Here is a 22,360-nt window from a genome sequence, read left to right as displayed (position 1 = left end):
CAGGTCGGGGATGTCGCGCTCGGTCCAGGCCATGCCCGGAGTCCTACCCGGATCGCGCCTCCGCCCGCATGGCGACGGCGGTCAGCAGCTCCCACCGGATGGCCGAGCTGCCCGGTTGGACGGCGAGCCAGTAGAGGCCGAAGCGCCGCCGCGTGCCCGCGTCGGTGGCCACGATCCGCGTCTCGCAGGTCAGCCGCGTGCCGCCGAGCGACGGCGTCAGCCGGAACTCCATGCCGACCTTCACCCAGCCCGGCTCCGACCACTCCCGGACCCCGGCCGCGTCCAGCTCGGGCGGTCGCCGGCCACCGGTCAGCCGCCAGGCCTGCAGCACGCCCCCGAACACGACGTGCGAGGGCGGGTCGGAGGCCAGCTCCGGGATCGGCACCACGTCCAGGATGGTCCGGTCGAGCCCACCGCGGCGGCGGCCCCGGCCGGCCAGCAGCACCGGCAGCGCGCGCACCGCGCTGAGCAGCAGGGTGACCGGCAGCGACGAGAGCCGCAGCCGGTGCAGCTCCTCCCACACGACGGACGGCGGCGCGTCGATCACCCGCGACTGCCGGGTGACGTGGTCGGCGTCCGGCACCACGTCGTCGAGGTCCATGCCGCACTCCCCCCGAACCTCAGCCGAGCGCTGCGTACACCGCCCTGATGTAGGCCTCGCTGCGGTCCGACCCCAGGATCCCCGGCGCCATCCGGTTCATCAGGTAGCCGATCGTCAGCCGGCGGTCGAGGTCCATCACGATCATCGACCCACCCCAGCCGCCCCAGAAGAGGGTCCGCCCCGCGGGCACGTACGGGACGATCGGCGATCCGAGGCAGTAGCCGATGCCGAAGCGGAACGGCGCCTCCAGCACCAGGTCCACGCCGTCGGACTGCTGGTCGAAGGCGAGGTCGATCGTCCCCGGTGACAGCAGGCCCCCGCCGCCGAGCGACAGCACCCGCAGGGCCCGCACCAGGCCGCGCGCGTTCGTGTGCCCGTTGAGCGCGCCCAGGTCGGCGAGACGCCACTCCGGCGAGTTGGCCGCCTTCGCCGAGGCCACCGGTGCGGTGTAGGTCTTGACCATCACCGACTCCGGGTCCAGCTCCCGCGGGTCCTGCTCCGGCCGCGGCGGCGGGACGACGGGCGCGATGCGCTCCCAGTCGGACTCGCGCGCGCCGATCTGGAGGTCCGCGCCCAGCGGCTTGGCGATCTCGTCGGCCACGAACTGCTTGAACGTGTGCCCCGTGATCCGCCGGATCACCTCACCGACCAGGTGCCCCTGGTTGTTCGCGTGGTAGCCCGATGCCGTCCCCGGCTCCCACCACGGCGCCTGCGCGGCCAGCCGTTCGGTCGCGCTCGGCCAGTCGTACATGTCCCGGATGGAGAACGGGCGTTCCCAGCCGGAGACGCCCGAGGTGTGCGACAGCAGGTGCCGCACCTCGACGTCCTTCTTGCCCTTGGCCGCGAACTCCGGCCAGTAGTCCGCGACCGGCGCGTACACGTCCAGCTCGCCGCGCTCGACCAGGACCAGCGCGGCCAGCGCCAGCACCGTCTTCGTCGTCGACCAGCCGTTGACGATGGTGTCCTCGGTCCACGGCGTGGTCCGCTCCTGGTCGCGGTACCCGCCCCACAGGTCGACGACGGTCTGCCTGTCGAGGTCGACGGCGAGCGACGCGCCCAGCTCCTCGCCGTCCAGACCCCGCTCGAACGCCTCCCGGACACCGGAGAAGCGGTCGTCGCAGGTGCCGTGCACCTCGGCCATGGAGCCTCCTCCTCGCGGCGTGACCCCGGTGTCGCGCCGCGACGATGAGATCACGGGCGGCGGCGCCGGCCGGCTCGCGAAAGCGCGGGGCGGTCCGGACGGCGACGCGCCGAGGGCCCCTTCGATCGGATCGAGGGGGCCCTCGGCGTGGGTTCGGGGAGGTCAGCCGGCCTTGAGCGTCGGGTAGTCGGTGTAGCCCTCGGCGCCCGGCGCGTAGAAGAGGTGCGCCTTCGGCTCGTTCTCCGGGTGCTCGCCCTGCCAGCGCTCGACCAGGTCGGGGTTGGCGAGAACGGCGCGGCCCACGGCCACGGCGTCGGCGTGCGCGGCCTCGATGAGACGCACCGCCTCGGCGCGCGTGGTGACCGAGCCGAAGCCGCTGTTGGCGACCACGGGCCCGCCGAAGCGCTCGCGCAGCTCCTGCACCAGCTCCCCGGCCGGCTCGGAGTGCAGCACCGACAGGTAGGCCAGGCCCAGCGGGCGCAGCTGGTCGATCAGCGCGCCGTAGGTGGCCCGGACGTCGTCCCGGTCGGTCTCGTAGGCGTCCTGGATGTCGTGCTCGGGCGAGATCCGCAGGCCGACCTTGCCGGCGCCGATGGCCGCGGCCACCGCCGTCACCACCTGGACGACGAAGCGCGCCCGGTTCGCAGGCGTGCCGCCGTACTCGTCGGTGCGCTGGTTGGCCGCCGGCGAGAGGAACTCGTGCAGCAGGTAGCCGTTGGCGCCGTGGATCTCCACACCGTCCAGGCCGGCCTCGATGGCCCGCTTGGCGGCGGAGACGAAGTCCTGCAGGGTCTGCCGCGCCTCGTCGACGGTCAGCGCGTGCGGCACCGGATAGGGCTGCTTGCCCGTCGAGGTGTGGCCCTCGCCGTCGATCGCGATCGCGCTCGGGGCCACGACACGGCGGCCGCCGTTGACGTCGGGGTGGGTCACCCGGCCGCCGTGCATGACCTGCAGGACGATCGTGCCCCCCCGTCCGTGCACGGCCTCGGCCACGCGGCGCCAGCCCTCGACCTGCTCGTCGGTGACGATGCCGGGCTGGCCGACGAAGGCCTGGCCCTCGTGGTTCGGGTAGGTGCCCTCGGTGATGATCAGTCCGACGCCGGCGCGCTGCCGGTAGTGCTCGACGACGAGGTCCCCGGGGACGCCGGAGGCGCCGGAGCGCATGCGGGTGAGCGGGGCCATGACGACGCGGTTGGCGAGCTCGAGGTCGCCCAGGGTCACAGGAGAGAACAGGTCCACGGGTGGTTGTGACGCCGGAACGGGGGTGTCCCATTCCGGACTCCCACCGTCACGAGGCTCACAGTGCGGTCTGCTGCGGACGGGCCGCCGACGGGCTCTCCCGGGTGACCAGGATGGCGAGCTCGGTCCGGGAGCGGACGCCGAGGCGGCGCATGGACGCGGTCAGGTGGCTCTTCACCGTCGCCAGGCTGAGGAACAGCCGGCCGGCGATCTCCTCGTTGCTCAGCCCCTGTGCCACCAGCTCGGCGACCTGGCGCTGGCGGTCGGTCAGCCGGTCGAGGGCCCGCAACCCGAGAGCGGACCGCGGCTGCGGGCCGGACGTCAGGTGGTGCACGAGGTGGCTGGTGGCCGCGGGGTCGAGCGCCGCCTCGTGCCGGGCGAGCGCCCGCACGCCGTCGACGAGCCGCTGTGCCCCCGACCGGCGCGGCAGGAACCCGCGCACGCCGGCCTGCAGGATCTCCACCAGCTCCGGCTCCGACTCCGTCTCCGGCTCGGCGAGCACGAGGACCGCCGTGTTCCGCCGGCACAGGGTGCGCAGCAGCGGGAGTGCGTCGCCGGCGACCAGGCCCTGCCGGACGACGACGACCACGGTGCCCGCGCCCTCGGTGGCCTCGAGGGCCTCGGGGAGGTGGGACGTCTCGGCGACGACCGCCATGTCCGGCTCTGCCTCGAGGACGACCCGCAGCCCGATGCGGAAGACCTCCCGGTCCTCGCAGAGCAGGACGCACACCAGGGTGGTCGGCGAGGGGACCGCGTGCGGACGGACGGGCGGGGACCCGGCGTCCCGGGGGTTCGGGACGAGCCCCGCGGGGCCGCGCCGATGGAGACCTGCTGGTCCCGGTCCTGTGCCGACCGCGTCCTGGTCCATGCCGTTCCCCCTGTGTCCGCCCCGGTCAGGCTCCTGCCTGACGAGCCGACAGATCCGACACGCGTCCGTTTCCTCCGGACTGGAGCGACTCTAACCTCACACCGGCAGGTTCTGTCCAGCCGGTTCCCAGCCTTTTCCCAGCGACGTACCCGTGGAGTGCCCCGGGGCGCCCAGCAGCTCCCCCCGGACCCGGAACTCAGCCCGGAGCCGGTGAGGCCTCCCACCCCGTGCCCGGGCCCGCGCTGCGGTGCACGTGGATCGCCAGCTGCGTGCGGTCCCGCAGTCCGAGCCGCCGCAGCGCCACCGTGATGTGGCCCTTGACGGTGGCCCTGCTCACCTCCAGGCGGGCGGCGATCTCCGCGTTGGTCAGGCCCTCCGCCACCAGCTCGGCCACCGCCTGCTGCCGGGCGGTCAGCGGTCCGTGGGTCGCCGCCCGGTCCCCGCCGGCCGTCCGCGTCGCGTCGTCCAGGCGGTGCAGCAGCTCCCCGGTGACGCTGGCGTCGAGCACGGTCTCCCCGCGGGCCACCGCTCGCACGCACTCCACCAGCCGGTGCGGGCTGGCGGTCGTGTGCACGTAGCCGCGCGCTCCCGCCCGCAGGACGTCGACCAGGTCGCTGCCGGCACCGGCCTCGCCGAGCAGCACGACCCGGATGCCCATCCCGGTCAGCTCCCGCACCAGGTCCTGCAGCAACGTCCCCTGCCCGTCGAGGCCCACCAGGGTGACGTCCGGCCGGAGCGTGCCGGCCAGCGACAGCGCCTCGCGGACGCAGTCCGCCTCGGCCACGACGTCGAGCCCGGGGATGCGGCGCAGGACGGTGCGCAGACCCTGGCGCAGGACCTCGTGGTCGTCGCAGATGAGCACGCGGACCGGCGGGCCGGCGCCCGACACAGCCGAGTCGGGGACGGCGTCATCCGGTTCTGTCATGCGTGTCAGCTCCGCTCCTGCCCGTCCTGGGTCGGGCGCTGCCGGGTCGGCTCCGGAAGTTAGGCCGCTCCGGTACCCGTCGCCACACCTGTACGCAGGGCAAGGGCGAAACCACCGGCGAGTTCATACCCAGGTCGCGGGTCGGCCCCACCCGCGTGGGGGGTCGTACACCCACAGGTCGGAGGGAGACGGTCCCCAGGGAGGAGCCGACCGCACCCTCCGGACGACGTCCGTGCTCCTCCGGACGGACCGGTCGCACACCACCCGCCCCTGTGGGCCTGCCCTCGAACTGGACCTGTGGCCGATGCCGTTGGTCCCGGCGTCGACCTAGCGTCGTCGCATCCCCCGAGCCCCTCCCCGGGCCGCAGCGAGCTGGGAGTCCCCCGTGCACCAGACCATGATCATCGCGAAGATGTCGCCGCACGACGCGGACGACGTCGCCGCCGTCTTCGGCCGCTACGACGCCACCTCGATGCCCCACGAGATCGGCGTGCGGAACCGGTCGCTGTACCAGTTCCACGGCCTCTACGTGCACCTCATCGACTTCGACCGGCCGGCGCCCGAGGCGATGCGCATCGCCCAGTCCCTGCCGGCCTTCCGCGCCGTCAGCGATGACCTCAAGCCCTACATCGAGGCGTACGACCCCAACTGGCGCTCACCGCAGGACGCGATGGCCCGTCGCTTCTACCACTGGACGTCGGCCCCGGAGTGAGACCGCTCCGAGCGACTGGGAGGCCGTCATGACACGTTCCTCGCCGACCACGGCTGCAGCCGTCGGGGCCGCGCCCGAGCCGGCCGGATGGGTGTGCTGCCCCGACTGCGGGTGGCTGCTGTACCGCAAGCGGCTCGACCGCAACCTGCACGTATGCCCGGAGTGCGACCACCACCTCCGGCTGAGCGCGCGGGCCCGGATCGTCCTGCTCACCGACCCGGGCAGCTTCACGGAGGTGGCGTTCCAACCGGGCGCGCCCGACCCGCTGTCCTTCACCGACCTGCGCGACTACCCCGACCGGCTGGCCGACGCCGCGCGCCGCTCCGGCGAGTCGGAGGCCGTCGTGGTCGGCCTGGCCCGCATCGGCGGTGCCGAGACGGTCGTCGCGGTCATGGACTTCGCCTTCCTCGGCGGCAGCATGGGCGTCGAGGTCGGCCGCCGGGTGAGCGGCGCTGCCGAGCTGGCCCTCGAGCGCGGCCTGCCCCTGGTGACCGTCTGCGCCAGCGGCGGTGCCCGGATGCAGGAGGGCGTCTTCTCCCTGTTCCAGATGGCCCGCGTCAGCGAGGCGTTCGGCCGGCTCCGCGAGGCCGGCCTGCTCTCGGTGTGCGTCCTCACCGACCCGACCTACGGGGGCGTGTCCGCCTCTTTCGCCACCCTCGCATCCGTGCTGGTCGGCGAGCGGGGCGCGCACGTCGGCTTCGCCGGGCCGCGCGTGGTCCAGGAGACCATCCGCGCCGAGCTGCCCGCCGACTTCCAGACCGCCGAGTTCCTCCTCGCGCACGGCCTGGTCGACCGGGTCGAGAACCGTGGTGACCTGCGGCCGCTGCTGGTCCGGCTGCTCGCCCTGCACGGGTCCGGCGTCCCCGACGGGGCACCGGACGACGGCGGGGCGGCCCACGTCGCCGCGAGCGACGCGGAGGAGGCCGACCCGTGGGACGTCGTCCAGCGGGCGCGGGACGTGGACCGGCCGACGACCCTGGACTACCTGCACACGGCGTTCGACGACTTCGTCGAGCTGCACGGCGACCGGGCCTTCGCCGACGACGCCGCCGTGGTCGGCGGGGTCGCCTCGATCGGCGGCCGCACCGTCGTCGTCATCGGCCAGGAGAAGGGCCACACGGTCCGCGAGCGGGTCGCCCGCAACTTCGGGATGCCGCACCCCGAGGGCTACCGCAAGGCGCTGCGGCTGCTCGACCACGCCGAGACCTTCGGGTTCCCGGTCGTCACCCTCGTCGACACCCCCGGCGCCCACCCGGGGCCCGAGGCCGAGGAGCGCGGGCAGTCGCACGCGATCGCCGAGACGATCATGCGCAGCAGCCGGCTGCGGGTCCCGGTCGTCTCCGTGGTCACCGGGGAGGGCGGCAGCGGCGGCGCGCTGGCGCTGTGCACCTCCGACCGGCTGCTGGTGCTGGAGAACGCCTACCTGTCGGTCATCAGCCCCGAGGGGTGCGCGGCGATCCTGTGGCGGACGGCGGTGGCCGCACCGACCGCCGCCCGCGCGATGCGGCTGGGCGCGGCCCACCTGCGGACGTCAGGCATCGCCACCTCGGTGGTGCCCGAGCCGCCGGGCGGCGCCCACACCGACCCCGCCGCGGCCGCCCGCCTGCTGCGGCAGGCCCTGGTCCGCGAGCTCGACGACGTCTGCCGCCTCGACGTGGCGACGCTGCTGGACAGCCGGTCCCGTCGCCTCGACCGCATCGGCGGGGACGTCGACCGCACCCTGCAGCCGGTGGAGGGATGACCGTGCACCCCAGCGAACTCTCCCCGCGGATGAGCGCCACCCCTGCAGCGGAGCCGGGCGAGGGGGCCCGGGACCTGCACGGCGAGGTCGTGGCGCTGGCCCGCAGCCTCCCCGGCGAGCTGCGCCGGTTGACCGTGCGCGACGGCGACCGCGCCATCGAGGTCGAGTGGGCCACCGACGCCGCGGCGACCGGCTCCCCCGCGCCCGTGACCCCGGCGCCGCCTCCGCCGGCCGCTGCCGGTGACCGGACCGACGCCGCCGCGGAGGCGGCCGAGGCGGCGGGGGCGGTCCGCTCGCCCCTCGTCGGCACCTTCTACGCGGCGCCGTCCCCCGGCGCCGACCCCTTCGTCCGCGTCGGCGACGAGGTCGAGCCGGGACAGACCGTCGGGATCGTCGAGGCGATGAAGCTGATGAACCCGATCCTCGCCGACGAGGCCGGGGTGGTCGCCGAGGTCCTCGTCGGCGACACCGAGTCGGTCGAGTACGACCAGGTCCTCATGCGCCTGCGGCCGACGGGACGGGCCCGGTGATCGGCCGCATGCTCATCGCCAACCGCGGCGAGATCGCCGTCCGGGTGGCCCGTGCCTGCCGCGAGCTCGGCATCGAGGTCGTCGCCGTGTACTCGACCTCCGACCGGAACTCCGCCGTCGTCGACCTGGCGGACGAGGCCGTGCACATCGGGCCGCCCGCGCCGCGGCGCAGCTACCTGCACGTGGCCAACATCGTGGAGGCGGCGCTGCGGACCGGCGCGGACGCGGTCCACCCCGGCTACGGCTTCCTGTCGGAGGACCCGGACTTCGCCGAGATCTGCGCCGCGGAGGGGCTGACCTTCGTCGGCCCGCCGCCGGCGGTGATGCAGCAGATGGGCAACAAGGCCACCGCGCGCCGGCTCATGGCCGACGCCGGCCTGCCGCTGCTGCCCGGTGTCGTCGAACCGGTGGGCAGCGTCGACGAGGCCCGGGAGGTCGCCGCGCGGATCGGCTACCCGCTGATCATCAAGGCGGCGGCCGGCGGCGGCGGGCGGGGCATGACCGTCGTCCGCGAGGCGCAGGACCTGGCCGACGCGTTCACCACCACCCGCGCCACCGCCCGCGCGGTGTTCCGCGACCCCGCCGTCTACGTCGAGCGCCACCTCGCCCGGGCGCGGCACGTGGAGGTGCAGGTCCTCTGCGACACCCACGGCAACGGCGTCTCCCTCGGCGAGCGCGACTGCTCGCTGCAGCGGCGGCACCAGAAGCTCCTCGAGGAGGGGCCGGCCGGCCACCTCAGCGTCGAGCAGCGCGCGGAGCTCGGCCGGCTGGCGGTCCACGGCGCGCTGTCGGTGGGCTACACCGGCGCCGGGACGATGGAGTTCCTGGTCGACGAGTCCGGATCGGCCTACTTCATGGAGATGAACGCCCGGATCCAGGTCGAGCACCCGGTCACCGAGCTGCTCACCGGCGTGGACCTCGTCCGCGAGCAGATCCTGGTCTGCGCCGGCCGGCGCCTGCAGCTGACCCAGGCCGACGTCGTCCCCCGCGGTGCGGCCATCGAGTGCCGGATCAACGCCGAGGACCCCGCCCGGGGCTTCGCGCCGGCACCCGGCCGGCTCGACGTCCTGCAGGTGCCGAACGGGCCGTGGACCCGGTTCGACACCGGCTACCGGCAGGGCGACACCGTCCCCCCGGACTACGACTCGCTGCTCGGCAAGCTCGTCGTCTGGGCTCCGGACCGCGAGCAGGCCATCCGCCGGATGGACCGCGCGCTGGCCGAGCTGCGGGTCGAGGGCCCCGGTGTGCACACCACCGTCGCGCTGCACCGGGCCCTGCTGCGGGACCCCGACGTCACCGCCGACCGCCACGACATCCAGTTCCTCGACCGGCAGCTGCCCGAGGTGCTCGCCCGTGCCGCGTCGCTCGCCGACGCCCCGGAGCCGGGCCTCCCGGCCGCCGCCCGCGGCTCCCTGTCCCTCGTCCAGACCCCGGCTGCAGACGCGCAGCCGGACTCCACCCCACCGGAAGGACCGACACCGTGCCCGACACGACCTTCACTCTCAGCGACCTCATGACCCTGCTCAGCGAGAAGGCGGGGCTGCCCACGACGTCGCACACGACCGACCCGGACGCCCACTTCGCCGACATCGGCCTGGACTCGCTGGCCTTCCTGTCCATGCAGACCGAGCTGCAGGACCGCTTCGGCACCGAGATGCCCGACGACAACCCGGAGCACTACACGCTCGGCCAGATCGTCGAGCAGGTCGACGCCGCCCAGCGCTCGGCCGGGATGGCCTGAGTAAGGAAAGAGGGCCCCGTCCTCCTCACGCCTCGCAAGCTCGGCGCGAGCCTCTGGACGGGGCCAGGGCCGGAGGCCGCCGCTCCATCCCATCGACACCCCAGGAGGAACCCCCGTGAGCAGCACTGTCGAGCCGGGCACCGAGACCGCCGGGCACACGGACAACTCGATCTACATCGACGCCCCGATCGACCACGTCTGGGCGATGACCAACGACCTGCCGACGTGGCCGGACCTGTTCACCGAGTACGCCGCGGTGGAGATCCTCGACTCGACCGAGAACTGGTTCCAGTTCCGCCTCACGATGCACCCGGACGACAACGGGCGGGTCTGGAGCTGGGTCTCCGAGCGCACGCTCGACGAGGCGGCCCACGAGGTGCGCGCCCGCCGGGTGGAGCCCGGCCCCTTCGAGTTCATGGACATCCGGTGGAACTACGCCCCGGAGGGGTCCGGCACCCGGATGCGCTGGGTGCAGGACTTCCGGATGCGCCCGGAGGCGCCCATCGACACCGAGGGGATGACCCGGCGGATCGACGCCAACAGCAAGGTCCAGATGGGCATCATCAAGGAGAAGGTGGAGGCGGCGGCCGCCACCCGGTCCGAGGAGCCGGCGACGTGACCGGCACCGCCGTCGTCCTCGCCGGGGAGGCCGGCGTCCGGGCCGGCGCGGTCGACGCCTGGCTCGAGGACGCGGCGGCCCGCGCGGTGGTCGACGAGGCCTCCGCGGTGGTGGGGCGCGACGTGGCCACGTGGTGGCGCGACCCGCTCAACCTCTGCTGCGACACCACGGCCGCCCACGTCGAGGTCGTGGTCAGCGGGGTCGCCGGCTACCGCAGCCTGACCGCGCGCGGCCTGCGGCCGGTCGTCGTCGCCGGGCACGGGGTGGGCGAGTACGCCGCCCTCGTCGCCGTCGGCGCGCTCCCCCTGGACCAGGTCGTGGAGCTGGTCCACTGGCGCGCCGAGCTGCTGTCGCTGTCGCCGCGCCCGTCCTGCGCGGGCATGGCGGCCGTCGTCGGGCCCGGCGCCGGCGAGGTGGCCCGCAAGGTCGTCGAGGACATCGGCGACACCGGGGCGCTGGCGGTCGCGGCGGTCGACGGGCCGTCCCAGGTCCTGCTCGCCGGCGGCTGCGAGGCGCTGGCCCGGGCCCGGGAGACCGTGCTCGCCGCCGGGCTGGACCTGGTCCGGCTGCCCGGGCGCACCGCCTGCCACGGCCCGCTGGTCGCGCCGATCGCCCGGCACCTCGACGCCGCCCTCGCCGACCTCGAGTGGTCCGAGCCGGACGTGACCGTCGTCCCCAACGCCGACGGCCGGCCGACCCGGGATCCCGAGCAGCTCGCCCGCTGCCTGCGCGCCCACCTCACCTCGCCCGTGCAGTGGGAGGCCACCTCCCGCGCGCTGGTCGAGGCGGGGGCGACCGAGGTCGTCGAGGTGGCCGCCGTCCCGGTGCTGGGACCCCTCGTCCGCCAGGTCCACCCCGGCCTCCCGGTGCACCTCGCCGCCGGGCCCGGGACGCCGCTCCCGACCACACCCCCAGAGCCCGCTCCCGCGGTGCCCGTCCCCACCGGAGGAGAGACATGACCACCATCCAGCACCCCCCGTCGGCCAAGGTGCGCTGCGGACCCACCGTCCACCGCGCCGACACGCCCCCCAACCGCCGGCGCGGCGGCGACATCCGCGTCCTGCTGTCGCCGGCCAGCGTCGGCTCCACCGCCGGTTTCATGGGCACCCTCACCCTCGAGCCCGGCGAGGTCGTCACCGAGCACTGGCACCCGTACTCGGAGGAGTTCCTCTACTGCCAGAGCGGTGACGTCCTGGTGACCCTGGACGGCGAGGAGCGGCGGCTGACGAGCGAGTCCGCCGTCCACATCCCGATCGGGGTGCGGCACCGGATCGTCAACGACTCCTCGACGACGGCGACCTTCGTCTTCCTCTGCGGCCCGCTGGCGCCACGGCCGGAACTGGGCCACGTCGACACCGAGCCGTCGCCGGGCGTGCGGTGAGCGCCACTCGACGGCGGGTCGTGATCACCGGGATCGGGGTGGTCGCGCCCGGGTCCATGGGCCGCGAGGGCTTCTGGGAGATGATCACCGCCGGCCGGACGGCGACCCGCCGGATCACCTTCTTCGACCCGAGCCGCTTCCGGTCGCAGGTGGCCGCCGAGGTGGACTTCGACGGCCGGAAGCTGGGCCTCACCGCCCAGGAGATGCACCGCAACGACCGCTTCGTCCAGTTCGCGATGGTGGCGGCGGACGAGGCGGTCGCCGACAGCGGGCTGCGCCTGGGGGTCGGCGGCGCCCCGGACGCGCCGGAGCCCGAGCGGGTCGGGGTCACCATCGGCAGCGCCGTCGGGGCCACCACCCGGCTGGAGGACGAGTACGTCCAGGTCAGCGACGCCGGCAAGCACTGGCTGGTCGACCCCCGCTACGCCTCGCGGTTCCTCCACCAGGCCCTGGTGCCCAGCTGCGCGGCCACCGAGGTGGCCGTGCGGTTCCGGGCGCAGGGCCCGGGGACGGTCGTGTCCACCGGCTGCACGTCGGGCATCGACGCGGTCGGCTACGGCAGCCAGCTGATCGAGGACGGCGACGCCGACGTGGTCCTCGCCGGCGCCAGCGACGCGCCGATCTCGCCGATCTCGATGGCCTGCTTCGACACCATCCGGGCGACGACGGGCAACAACGCCGACCCGGAGCACGCCTCCAAGCCCTTCGACGCCCGCCGCGACGGCTTCGTCATGGGTGAGGGCTCGGCGGTGATGGTCCTGGAGGAGCTGGAGCACGCCCAGCGGCGGGGCGCGGAGATCTACTGCGAGGTCACCGGCTACGCCAACCGCTGCAACGCCTTCCACATGACCGGCCTGCGTCCGGACGGTGTGGAGATGTCCGAGGCCCTGGACCAGGCACTGGCCCAGGGCCGGATCGACGGCAGCGAGGTCGGCTACGTCAACGCCCACGGGTCGGGGACCAAGCAGAACGACCGGCACGAGACCGCCGCGGTCAAGCTGAGCCTCGGCGAGGCCGCGTACAGCGTGCCGATGAGCTCGCTCAAGTCGATGGTGGGGCACTCGCTGGGCGCCATCGGCTCGATCGAGATCGCCGCCACCGCGCTCGCCGTGCAGCGGCAGGTCGTCCCGCCGACGGCCAACTACGAGGTGCCCGACCCCGAGTGCGACCTGGACTACGTCCCCAAGACCGCCCGCGACCACAAGGTCGACGTCGCCGTCTCGGTGGGCAGCGGGTTCGGCGGTTTCCAGTCGGCCATCGTGCTGGCCAAGCCCGATCGGAGACCCGCATGACCGATGCGACCGTCATCAACGACGAGGGCACGATCACCGAGGTGGCCGGCTACGCCCGGGACACCGCCCCGGAGGGCCGGGCGATCACCGCGCCGCCGCGCGGGACCACCCGGCTGCTGGTCACCGGCCTCGGCGTCGTCGCCCCCACCGGCGTCGGCGTCGAGGAGCACTGGCAGTCCCTGCTGCGCGGGGAACTGGCGGTGCGCCCCATCGAGGGCTTCGACGCCTCGCGGTACGGGGTGACCGTGGCGGGGCAGGTGCGCGACTTCGACCCCGACCGGTTCGTCGTGCCGCAGCTGAAGGTGCAGACCGACCGGTGGTCGTGGATGTCGCTGGCCGCGGCGACGCTGGCCGCCGAGGACGCCGGCTACATCCCGCCGGAGCAGGCCTACGCCACCTCGGTGTTCCTCGCCGCCGGCTCCGGCGGCAACGAGTTCAGCCAGCACGAGATCCAGGGGCTGTGGGCCAAGGGCCCCCGGTCGGTGGGCGCCTACCAGTCCATCGCCTGGTTCTACGCGGCCAGCACCGGCCAGGTGTCGATCCGCGACGGCTACAAGGGCCCCTCGGGCGTGGTCGTCAGCGAGGGCGCCGGCGGGCTGGACAGCATCGGCTGGGCGCGACGGGTGGCGCGCCGCGGCACCCCGGCCGTGCTGGTCGGCGGCACCGAGGCCGGCGTGACGCCGTACGCGCTGCTGTGCCAGGTCACCAGCGGGCGGCTGTCCACCGCCCCGCGCCCCGAGGACGCCTACAAGCCCTTCGACGAGCGGGCCAACGGCCACGCCATCGGCGAGGGCGGCGCCATCCTGCTGCTCGAGGAGGCCGACGCCGCCCGGGCCCGTGGGGCGCGGCGCGTGTGGGGCGAGGTGGTCGGCTACGGCGCCACCCACGACGCCCACCACCACGAGGACCCGGCACCCGACGCCACCCAGTACGCGCGCGCCATCCGGCTCGCGCTGGCCGACGCCGGCGTGGCGCCCGACGAGGTGGGCATGGTGGTCGCCGACGGCGCGGGCGTCCCCGAGCTCGACGCCCTGGAGGCGCAGGCGATCACGGCGGTGTTCGGCGAGCGCGGCGTGCCGGTGACGGCGCCGTCGAGCTGGACCGGGCGGCTGATGGCCGGCGGGTCGGCGCTCAACGTGGCGACCGCCCTGCTCGCCATGCGCGACGGGGTGGTGCCCGCCACCGGCAACGTCGACCGGCCGGTGGCGGAGTACGGGCTGGACCTGGTGCGCGAGAACCGGGAGCGCGACCTCGACGTCGTCGTCGTCCTCGCCCGGGGCTTCGGGGGCTTCAACAGCGCCCTCGTCCTGCGCCGGTACCGGGAGGAGGAGCCGGGATGACGACCGCCCCGTCGACGGGGGTGCGCACCGTCCTGCGGATGCGCACCCGGGAGGGCTGCGAGGCGGAGTTCGAGGCCGCCTGGCGCCGGGCCGCCGCGGAGATCAGCCGGGTGCCGGGCAACCTGCGCCAGGAGCTCATCCGCGACGCCGACGACCCCCGCACCTTCCTGATCACCAGCGACTGGACCGACCGGGCCGCGGTCGACGAGTTCGGTCGCAGCAGCGCCCGCGAGACGCTCACCGAGGCGTTGCGCGACCTCCGCGAGGACGCGGCCCGCAACACCTACGAGGTGCTGGCCGTCGTCCCGGGTGGGCAGGGGACGGCATGACGGCGGTGCACGGGAACGGCGGCCGGGCCGCGGTGCGGACCCTCCTGCGGATGCGCGCGCGGGAGGGCTGCGAGGCGGAGTTCGAGGCCGCCTGGCGCCGGGCCGCCGCGGAGATCAGCCGGGTGCCGGGCAACCTGCGCCAGGAGCTGATGCGCGACGAGGGCGATCCGCGCTGGTTCGCCATCGTCAGCGACTGGACCGACCGGGCGTCGGTGGACGCCTTCGGGCGCAGCGAGGCCCGGGAGACGCTTCCCGAGGCGTTGCGCGACCTGCGCGAGGACGCCACCCGCTCGACCTTCACCGTGCTGGCGACGGTGGACGCCGATCGGCCCCGTCCGGTGCGCATCGACTTCTCCACCAGCGTCAAGCCGGGCGAGCAGGTGGCCTTCGAGCGCGCGTACACGACGGTCACCGAACGGATCGGGGACTCGCGCGGGTACGTGCGCGAGGAGCTGCTGCGGGATGCCGCCGGCCTGCGTTACCACATCTTCGCGGAGTGGGAGTCCGAGGACGACTTCGTGCAGTGGGTCGAGGACCCCTCCCACATGGCGGCCGGCGCGCCGCTGGCCCGGTGGCACTCGGTGGAGTTCCGGCGGGAGGTGCTGGAGATCCGCCGGCGGCCCGACGCGGACACCGACTTCCCGCCGCTGCTCTCGCCCGGCGGGGACGTCGAGGTGGCGCGGGTGCGCGTCGACTCCGCCGTCGCCGTCGAGCCCTGGGAGCAGGAGGCCTTCGAGCTCGCCTACCTCGCCGCCGCGCAGCTCGCCCGCAGCGCCCCCGGCCACGCCCGCGAGGAGCTGCTGCGCGAGCCCGACGGGCGGCGCTACCACGTCGTCGCCGAGTGGGACTCCGAGCAGCACTTCACCGACTGGACGGCGGAGCCGGCGAACTGGTCCGCCGGTCCGCTGGGCCGCTGGCTGGCGAGGGGCGAGGACCGCAGGGTCTTCGCGCTGCGCGTGCGACCGGTGCCGCCGGCGGAAGCGGCCGAGGCCGGGCCCGCCCAGCAGCCGGCCGCCGTCGACGCCGTCGTGCCCGACGGGGTGCCCGTGACGCCGGAGCCGGACCTGGAGGCGGTGGCCGGGCAGCCGGTGCTGCTGTCCGCCGACGCCGAGCCGGACCGCGCCGCTCCGCTCCCCGCCAGCACGGTGCCGAGCGCCAGCGTGCAGGAGTTCGTCGAGAAGCCGGACGACGGGCACGCACCCGCCGCGGCGGCGCTGCCGGACCCGGCCGACCTCGCGGACGCCTCCCGCACCGCCGGGCGGGCGGTCGAGGTGCTCGTCGTCGGCGCCGGCCCGGCCGGCCTGACCCACGCGATCGAGCTGGCCCGCCGCGGCGTCGCCGTGCGCGTCGTGGACAAGCGCCCCCAGGCGTCCACCCAGGCGGACAAGGCGATCGGCATCCACTGCCGGACGATGGAGATCTGGGAGGACCAGGGCATCGTCACCGAGGCGATGGACGCCGGGATCTGGCTGTACGGCCAGACGGTGTTCGTCAACGGCGAGCAGACCCACCAGGTCGACTGGGCCGGCCTCGACGAGCTGCCCTACGCCCACCTCGGGCTGCCGCAGTACGACACCGAGCGCATCCTCGGCGCCAAGCTGGCCTCCCTCGGGGTGGTCGTCGAGCGCGGGGTCGAGCTGGTCGCCTTCACCCAGGACGACGACGGCGTCACCGCGCAGCTGCGGCACGCCCCGGGCGAGGTCGAGACCACCCGGGCGCAGTACCTGGTCGGCTGCGACGGGGCGCACAGCGCCGTCCGGTCCGGGCTGGGGCTCCACTTCGAGGGCGGGCTGTCCATGTTCCCGCAGCTGTTCATGCTCGGGGACGTCGACGTCGACTGGGACCTGCCGGCCGGGCACCTGGTGCGCTTCGTGCGCATCGAGAACGGCGACGACTTCACCGGGATGCTCGTCTGCGTGCCGCTCAAGGGCCGCAACCGCTACCGGATCGCGACCCTGGCCCCCCAGCGGTGGCAGGACGCGGTCGGCTCCGGCGTGGTCCCGGCCGGGTTCTGGCAGGAGTACGAGCCGCCGACGCTGGCCGACATGCAGGCCGCGATCGACGACCTCGGCCCGCCCGGGACGACGGCGAGCAACCTGCGCTGGTCGTCGATCTTCCGGATCAAGCACGGCATCGTCGACCGCTACCGCGAGGGGCGGGTCTTCGTCGCCGGCGACGCCGCGCACCTGCACCCGCCGGCCGGTGGGCAGGGGATGAACACCGGCATCCAGGACGCCTGGAACCTCGGCTGGAAGCTCGCCCTCGCCGTCCGGGGGGAGGCCGCGCCCGGCCTGCTGGACAGCTACGACGCCGAGCGCCGTCCCGCCGGCAAGATGATCGTGGACCGGGCCGTGTCCATCGCCTTCACCGACGAGATGGACATGGCGGACGAGAAGGCCCAGTTCCTGCTCGAGATGCAGATGACGATGAACTACGCCGGCAGCCCGCTGGTCGGGCAGACGCCCGGGTTCACCGCCGGGCCGGAGCCCGGGCACCGGGCGCCGGACGTGCAGGGCCTGCGGCGCTTCGGCGTGGCCCACCCGCTGCGGCTGTTCGACCTCACCCGCGGCACCCGCTCCACGCTGCTGCTGCACGCCGACGCCACCGCGTCGGAGGAGCAGGTGTCGGACCTGGAGAAGCTGGCCGTCGCCGTGCGGCAGCAGACCCGCGGCGAGGTGGGGGCCTACCTCCTCGCCGCCCCCGACGCCCGGGTGCCGCTCCTCGTCGACCTGCCCGTCGTCCGCGACGCCGAGGGCACCTTCGCCGCCGCCTACGGCACCGCGGGCGCGGGGACGGCGGCCTACCTGGTCCGTCCCGACGGTCACGTCGGCTTCCGCAGCCGCCCGCTGGACGAGGACGCCCTCCTCGACCACCTGGCCGGGGTCTTCGCGCAGTGACCGGACTCCACCCCCACGACCACCCCCACCCGAGGGAGACCCCATGACGCAGACCGCACCCGCAGGTCCCGGGACGAACGACGACGTCGTCCCCGGCGGGGAGATCTACACGCCGGAGTTCCGAGCCGACCCCTACCCGGTCTACGCCCGGCTGCGCGCCGAGCGGCCGGTGGTCAAGGTGCGGACGCCGCGCTTCGACTCGTTCCTGGTCACCCGCTACGACGACGCCCGGCAGGCGCTGTCGGACCCGCGGCTGTCCAAGGACCTGTACCGCGCCGGGGACACCTACCTGGCGGTGTTCGGCGAGAAGGCGCGGCAGATCAACACCAACATGCTCAACTCCGACCCGCCGGAGCACAGCCGGCTGCGACGCCTGGTGACGCAGGCGTTCACCCCGCGGCGCATCGAGGCGATGCGGCCCCGGGTGGAGGAGATCGTCGAGGGCCTGCTGGACCGGATGGCGCCGCGCGGGGAGACCGACTTCGTCGACGACTTCGCCCTGCGGCTGCCGCTGGCGGTCATCGGCGACCTGCTCGGCATCCCCGAGGCCGACCACGAGGAGATCCTGGCCGGCACCCAGGTCATCCGGACCGTCGGCACCGGCGGGCGCAGCCCCCAGGAGGACCGGGCCGCGATCGGCGAGGCCCAGCAGCGGCTGCACGCCTACTTCACCGGCCTGGTGGCGACCAAGCGGCGCGAGCCCGGCGACGACCTGGTCAGCGCCCTGATCACCGCCCGCGACGGGGACGGCCGGCTGTCGGAGGCGGAGCTGGTGTCCACCTGCTTCCTGCTGCTGTTCGCCGGCTACCAGACCACCTCGGACTTCCTGGGCAACGCCGTGGTCGCGCTGCTGACCCACCCCGAGGAGCTGGCCAAGCTGCTGGCGGACCCGGACCTGGTGCCCGACGCCGTGGAGGAGCTGCTGCGCTTCGACGGGTCGGTGCCGGTGTCCAGCTTCCGGTTCGCCACCGAGGACCTCGAGATCGGCGGCGTGCCCATCCCGGCGGGGTCGATCGTCACGATCGTGCTCAGCTCGGCCAACCACGACCCGGAGCTGGTCGCGGACCCCGACGCGCTCGACCTCACCCGCGGCGACACCCCGCACATGGCCTTCGGCCACGGCGTCCACTACTGCCTGGGCACCGCCCTCGCCCGGCTGGAGGCCACGACCGCACTGCGGCGGATCCTCGTCCGCCTGCCCGACCTGCGCCTCGACGTCCCCGTCGAGGAGCTGCAGTGGCTCCCTGCGGCCTCGGCCTTCCGCGGGCTGCTCGAGCTGCCGCTCCGCTTCACCCCCACTCCCACCTCAGGAGGCCCCCGATGACACAGACGACACCCCCGGCCACCCCCTCGGCCGACCCCGCGGCCGACGCCTCGACGACCCCCACGGAACCGCCCTGGGCGAACGACACCGTCGAGTTCGCGAACACCGCCTCGGCGCCCGCGACCTGGTACTCGGGCACCTGGCGCCCGTTCCGCAACGTCATCGTCTGCCGGATGGTCCCCGGTAGCGAGGACAAGGTCGGGCCGGTGTTCGCCTACTACGACCGGACCACCCGGCCGCAGGACCTCGGCGTCGTCGGCCGGGCCCTGCTGTCGTACGAGGGCCTGTACCTGCACGTCATCGAGCGCAAGGAGGACCCGGAGGTCTCCGGCCAGCGCCGCGGCCTGCCGGCGTTCCAGGCCATCGCCGAGGCCATCGCCCCCTACGTGACGCCCTACCCCAGCTACTGGCAGAACCCGTCGCACTCGGTGGCGAAGCACTTCTACACGTGGGTGCCCGAGGGCGAGGTCTCCCCCGACCGGGAGATGACCGTCATCGTCCAGCGGATGCGGCCGGGCAGCGAGGAGGACATCGCCCGGGTGTTCGCCGAGTCCGACGCGGGTGGGCTGCCGACGGAGACCGGCGTCACCGGCCGGTGGCTGTACTCGATGGAGGACGTGTTCGTGCACCTCCTCGAGCAGGACCGGGTCAAGGCCGCGGCCGTGCGGGAGAACCACGAGTCGATGCGGCCGGCCTTCGCCAAGGTCATGGCGGATCTGTCGCCCTACGTCAGCCCGTACCGCCCGGAGACGTGGCAGAGCCCGCGCGACTCGGTGGCCCGGGTGTTCCACCGCTGGACGGCTCCGGACTGGCAGCCCGAGGCCTGACGATGAGCCTGCGAGGGTTCTCGACGCTCATCTTCCTGGTGGACGACGTGGCCGCGGCCACGGCCTGGTACACCGAGTTCCTGGGCCACGCGCCCGTCTTCACCCGGCCCGGGCCGGGTGGGCGCGTCATCTACGCCAAGTTCGCCATCGGTGACCACCAGGGCGAGCTGGCCCTCGCGGACGGCACCCGGGCCCCCGCGGGCAGGGCGGCCGGGACGGGCGGCGCGATCGTGCACTGGCGCGTCGACGACGTGGCGGCCACCCTCGCGCGCCTCAAGGCGATGGGCGCGCAGGAGTACACGCCGGCCACAGCGCACGGGCCGTTCGTCACCGCGGTCGTCGTCGACCCCTTCGGCAACCTGCTCGGCCTGCAGGGACTCGCGGCCACACCGCACTACACCGACGATTACCACGCCGTCACCACGGCGAACTGACCGCGGCCGCCGCACCCCCCGGGGCCTCGCCCCGGGGGTGCGTCCACCTGCCCGGATCCCGTTCCCGGCGTGTCGTCGGCGCGTCGCCGACCAGTTCTGACGAGTCGGCGCCCGGCCGTTGTCACGAAACGGTCACGGCCCTACGGTCGCTGCGTCCGGCCGGTCGACTCCTCCCCGACCGGGGAGGCCGCGCCGGATGCCGCCGAGTCGCACCCACCCCGTGGGCGCGAGCCGGGGACCCACCTGCACCACCGGGGTGAGTCCCGCCCCCGGACACCTCCGGGGGCGGGTAGGGCACTCCCAGCCCGAACCCGTCAGCTCACCTGGTAGGCGGCCCGGGGAGAACGGAGCACCACCGCGCCCGGGGCCTCAGCGCCCCGCGCCCACAGGCCTGGGACCGTCGCGCTCCCGCCTGTCCGCCACCAGGAACCAGCCGTCGCACGGCGCCTGCCCCGTCCTCCGACGGGAGCCTGCCGGACCGAGCCCGTCGTCCGGCCGGTGCCGCACGCCCGGCTGCCGACCCTGCCCGTCCAGGCCCTCGTGCCGCAGCCCATCCCGTACGACCCGCCACCGGCGCGCCGTCGGTCGTCGACGCGCGCCTCCGCGAGCCAGAACCAGGAGACTGCCCGATGCACGCACCCAGCCAGACCACCCGCCGCACCCTGCACCTGCTGACCGCCGTGGGCGCCATGACGCTCACGCTCACCTTCGCCGGGCAGGCGGTCGCCCAGGCCGACGAGCCCCGCAGAGGTGGCCCGTCCTCCAGCTGGGACGGCCAGCGAGGGGGCGACGGTGACCGTCCCCGGTGGGACGACGGCGCGGCCGAGGCGGCGCCGGCTCCCGCGCCGGCCCCGGCTCCGGCTCCGGCTCCGGCTCCCGCACCCGCTCCGGCACCCGCACCCGCACCGGCACCGGGGCCCGCACCCACCGGTACCGGGAAGCAGGCCTACAAGGACTACGCGGCGGCCAAGGTGGGCAACGCCACCCAGTTCGACTGCCTCGACGCGCTCTGGGAGGCCGAGAGCAACTGGACCCCGACCGCGCAGAACCCGACGAGCACGGCGTACGGCATCGCGCAGTTCCTGAACGGGACCTGGGCCGGGACCGGCATCGCCAAGACGTCGGACGCGTTCGAGCAGATCGACGCCGGCCTGGTCTACATCGAGAACCGGTACGGCAGTGCCTGTGCCGCCTGGGACTTCCACCAGGCCAACAACTGGTACTGACGCACCCGCAGTGCGGGCGTTCCCCGTGCTCCGCGGCTGCAGCAGCGCCGTCGGAGCACGGGGACGCCCGTTCAGGCGGCGACGGTCTGCATCGCCTCGGCGGTCAGCTCGACCGAGCGCAGCCGGCCCTCCACCCCGGGGAACTGGTGGGCGACGATCAGCTCGTCGGCGTCGGCCTCGCGCGCGAAGCCGGTCAGGTACTCGCGCACCTCGGCCGGGGTGCCGACGGCGGTGTGGGTCAGCATCGTGTCGACGTGCAGCCCGGCCCCGCCGTCGAGCAGCAGCTGCGCCTCGTCGTCCGACAGCTCCCTGCCGCGGCCGAACAGGCCCACGGCGAGCCGGCGGCGGACCGCGGCGTACGCGGCCTCCGCGGCCTCGCGGCTGTCGGCCGCCACCGCGTTGACCCCGGCGATGACGTACGGGCGGTCGAGCTGCGCCGACGGCTCGAACTCGCGCCGGTAGGCCTCCACCGCGGGCTTCAGCATCGCCGGCGCGAAGTGCGAGGCGAACGCGTACGGCAGGCCCAGCGCGGCGGCGAGCGTCGCGCCGAACATCGACGAGCCCAGGATGTACAGCGGGACGCCCGAGCCCTTCCCGGGGACGGCGTCGACGCCGGGCACCCGGGTCTCGCCGGTCAGGTAGCCCTGCAGCTCGAGCACGTCCTGCGGGAAGCGGTCGGCCGAGCGCGGGTCGCGGCGCAGCGCGTACATCGTGTTCTGGTCCGAGCCCGGCGCCCGGCCCAGCCCCAGGTCGATCCGGCCCGGGTGCACCGCCTCGAGGGTGCCGAACTGCTCGGCGATGGTCAGCGGCGAGTGGTTGGGGAGCATGACGCCGCCGGCGCCGAGGCGGATCGACGAGGTGTGCGCGCCGACGTGCGCGATCAGCACGCTGGTCGCCGACGAGGCGATCGTCGGCATGTTGTGGTGCTCGGCGTACCAGACGCGGCGGTAGCCGGACTGCTCCGCGCGCTGGGCCAGCGCGACGCTGGCCGCGATGCTCTCGCCCGGCGTCTGGCCCTTCGCGATCGGCGCCAGGTCGAGGACGGACAACGGGATGCTCATGTGCTCTCGGGACCTCTCAGCTGGTGTTGCCCTGCGCAACCACCGGCGCCGCGCCGTCCTTCCCGGCCGGGCCCTCCCCCGCAGGGATGACCCGGGCCGGAGCCGCTACAGCTCCGTCGCGCACCGGCCGAC

General features: G+C 74.5%; 22 protein-coding genes and 1 riboswitch. Of the genes, 16 read left to right on the top strand and 6 right to left on the bottom strand.

Annotated features, from left to right (window positions below; translation table 11 throughout):
- Nucleotides 1-43: 43 nt before the first annotated feature.
- From BUB17_RS19125 to BUB17_RS19105, 5 genes are all read right to left on the bottom strand, one after another.
- Nucleotides 44-601: a hypothetical protein gene (locus tag BUB17_RS19125; protein ID WP_072920277.1), complete on the bottom strand. Its 558-nt coding sequence runs from the start codon at nucleotides 599-601 to the stop codon at nucleotides 44-46.
- A 19-nt stretch (nucleotides 602-620) separates the two neighbouring features.
- Entirely contained in the window at nucleotides 621-1,742 is a 1,122-nt protein-coding gene (locus BUB17_RS19120) for a serine hydrolase domain-containing protein (RefSeq protein WP_072920276.1), read from the bottom strand.
- 162 nt (nucleotides 1,743-1,904) lie between these two features.
- Nucleotides 1,905-2,981, bottom strand: coding sequence for an alkene reductase (locus BUB17_RS19115; protein ID WP_072920275.1), 1,077 nt, complete (start codon nucleotides 2,979-2,981; stop codon nucleotides 1,905-1,907).
- Between the two features lie 58 nt (nucleotides 2,982-3,039).
- Entirely contained in the window at nucleotides 3,040-3,711 is a 672-nt protein-coding gene (locus tag BUB17_RS19110) for a response regulator transcription factor (protein WP_072920274.1), read from the bottom strand.
- 334 nt (nucleotides 3,712-4,045) lie between these two features.
- A complete protein-coding gene (locus tag BUB17_RS19105; RefSeq protein WP_072920273.1) occupies nucleotides 4,046-4,774 on the bottom strand; it encodes a LuxR C-terminal-related transcriptional regulator in 729 nt (242 codons plus the stop codon).
- A 385-nt stretch (nucleotides 4,775-5,159) separates the two neighbouring features.
- Here BUB17_RS19105 and BUB17_RS19100 point away from each other — a divergent pair, with 385 nt between their 5' ends.
- From BUB17_RS19100 to BUB17_RS26975, 16 genes are all read left to right on the top strand, one after another.
- Complete coding sequence (locus tag BUB17_RS19100) at nucleotides 5,160-5,486, top strand: TcmI family type II polyketide cyclase (RefSeq protein ID WP_072920272.1); 327 nt, start codon at nucleotides 5,160-5,162, stop codon at nucleotides 5,484-5,486.
- Nucleotides 5,487-5,514: 28 nt separating this feature from the next.
- The gene (locus BUB17_RS19095) at nucleotides 5,515-7,227 is read left to right on the top strand and encodes an acetyl-CoA carboxylase carboxyltransferase subunit alpha (protein ID WP_141243095.1); all 1,713 of its coding nucleotides are present in this window, start codon (nucleotides 5,515-5,517) and stop codon (nucleotides 7,225-7,227) included.
- Nucleotides 7,224-7,757: an acetyl-CoA carboxylase biotin carboxyl carrier protein gene (accB, locus tag BUB17_RS19090; RefSeq protein WP_244277380.1), complete on the top strand. Its 534-nt coding sequence runs from the start codon at nucleotides 7,224-7,226 to the stop codon at nucleotides 7,755-7,757. Before BUB17_RS19095 ends, accB begins: the two co-directional genes overlap by 4 nt.
- Nucleotides 7,754-9,274 carry an acetyl-CoA carboxylase biotin carboxylase subunit gene (locus BUB17_RS19085; protein ID WP_244277379.1) on the top strand — a complete coding sequence of 507 codons (1,521 nt, stop codon included), beginning with the start codon at nucleotides 7,754-7,756 and terminating at the stop codon, nucleotides 9,272-9,274. Before accB ends, BUB17_RS19085 begins: the two co-directional genes overlap by 4 nt.
- The gene (locus tag BUB17_RS19080) at nucleotides 9,238-9,498 is read left to right on the top strand and encodes an acyl carrier protein (RefSeq protein WP_072920270.1); all 261 of its coding nucleotides are present in this window, start codon (nucleotides 9,238-9,240) and stop codon (nucleotides 9,496-9,498) included. Before BUB17_RS19085 ends, BUB17_RS19080 begins: the two co-directional genes overlap by 37 nt.
- Before the next feature lie 115 nt (nucleotides 9,499-9,613).
- The gene (locus BUB17_RS19075) at nucleotides 9,614-10,117 is read left to right on the top strand and encodes an SRPBCC family protein (RefSeq protein ID WP_072920269.1); all 504 of its coding nucleotides are present in this window, start codon (nucleotides 9,614-9,616) and stop codon (nucleotides 10,115-10,117) included.
- Nucleotides 10,114-11,076, top strand: coding sequence for an ACP S-malonyltransferase (locus BUB17_RS19070; RefSeq protein ID WP_072920268.1), 963 nt, complete (start codon nucleotides 10,114-10,116; stop codon nucleotides 11,074-11,076). Before BUB17_RS19075 ends, BUB17_RS19070 begins: the two co-directional genes overlap by 4 nt.
- Nucleotides 11,073-11,498, top strand: a complete 426-nt coding sequence (locus tag BUB17_RS19065; RefSeq protein ID WP_072920267.1) for a cupin domain-containing protein — start codon at nucleotides 11,073-11,075, stop codon at nucleotides 11,496-11,498. Before BUB17_RS19070 ends, BUB17_RS19065 begins: the two co-directional genes overlap by 4 nt.
- On the top strand, nucleotides 11,495-12,790 hold the full coding sequence (locus BUB17_RS19060) for a beta-ketoacyl-[acyl-carrier-protein] synthase family protein (protein WP_072920266.1): 1,296 nt from the start codon (nucleotides 11,495-11,497) through the stop codon (nucleotides 12,788-12,790). The genes BUB17_RS19065 and BUB17_RS19060 overlap by 4 nt, the downstream gene beginning before the upstream one ends.
- On the top strand, nucleotides 12,787-14,130 hold the full coding sequence (locus tag BUB17_RS19055) for a beta-ketoacyl synthase N-terminal-like domain-containing protein (protein ID WP_072920265.1): 1,344 nt from the start codon (nucleotides 12,787-12,789) through the stop codon (nucleotides 14,128-14,130). Before BUB17_RS19060 ends, BUB17_RS19055 begins: the two co-directional genes overlap by 4 nt.
- Nucleotides 14,127-14,459, top strand: coding sequence for a putative quinol monooxygenase (locus tag BUB17_RS19050; RefSeq protein WP_072920264.1), 333 nt, complete (start codon nucleotides 14,127-14,129; stop codon nucleotides 14,457-14,459). The genes BUB17_RS19055 and BUB17_RS19050 overlap by 4 nt, the downstream gene beginning before the upstream one ends.
- The gene (locus BUB17_RS28310) at nucleotides 14,456-17,356 is read left to right on the top strand and encodes an FAD-dependent monooxygenase (protein WP_072920263.1); all 2,901 of its coding nucleotides are present in this window, start codon (nucleotides 14,456-14,458) and stop codon (nucleotides 17,354-17,356) included. Before BUB17_RS19050 ends, BUB17_RS28310 begins: the two co-directional genes overlap by 4 nt.
- 43 nt (nucleotides 17,357-17,399) lie before the next feature.
- A complete protein-coding gene (locus BUB17_RS19040) occupies nucleotides 17,400-18,680 on the top strand; it encodes a cytochrome P450 family protein (RefSeq protein WP_083606442.1) in 1,281 nt (426 codons plus the stop codon).
- The gene (locus tag BUB17_RS19035; protein WP_072920262.1) at nucleotides 18,677-19,507 is read left to right on the top strand and encodes a TcmI family type II polyketide cyclase; all 831 of its coding nucleotides are present in this window, start codon (nucleotides 18,677-18,679) and stop codon (nucleotides 19,505-19,507) included. Before BUB17_RS19040 ends, BUB17_RS19035 begins: the two co-directional genes overlap by 4 nt.
- Nucleotides 19,508-19,509: 2 nt before the next feature.
- The gene (locus tag BUB17_RS19030) at nucleotides 19,510-19,941 is read left to right on the top strand and encodes a VOC family protein (RefSeq protein WP_072920261.1); all 432 of its coding nucleotides are present in this window, start codon (nucleotides 19,510-19,512) and stop codon (nucleotides 19,939-19,941) included.
- A 190-nt stretch (nucleotides 19,942-20,131) separates the two neighbouring features.
- Nucleotides 20,132-20,289: riboswitch (cyclic di-AMP (ydaO/yuaA leader) on the top strand.
- A gap of 281 nt (nucleotides 20,290-20,570) precedes the next feature.
- Complete coding sequence (locus tag BUB17_RS26975; RefSeq protein WP_175561417.1) at nucleotides 20,571-21,167, top strand: aggregation-promoting factor C-terminal-like domain-containing protein; 597 nt, start codon at nucleotides 20,571-20,573, stop codon at nucleotides 21,165-21,167.
- Between the two features lie 71 nt (nucleotides 21,168-21,238).
- Here BUB17_RS26975 and BUB17_RS19015 read toward each other — a convergent pair whose 3' ends face one another.
- Nucleotides 21,239-22,228 (bottom strand): LLM class flavin-dependent oxidoreductase, encoded by a 990-nt coding sequence (locus BUB17_RS19015; RefSeq protein ID WP_072920258.1) that lies wholly within the window; start codon nucleotides 22,226-22,228, stop codon nucleotides 21,239-21,241.
- Nucleotides 22,229-22,360: the final 132 nt, after the last annotated feature.

Origin of the sequence: Geodermatophilus obscurus (genome assembly GCF_900143215.1) — a bacterium.
GTDB classification, from domain to species: Bacteria; Actinomycetota; Actinomycetes; order Mycobacteriales; family Geodermatophilaceae; genus Geodermatophilus; species Geodermatophilus obscurus_A.
Note: the sequence above shows the minus strand (reverse complement) of the source record. Positions and strands in the feature narration are given on the sequence as shown.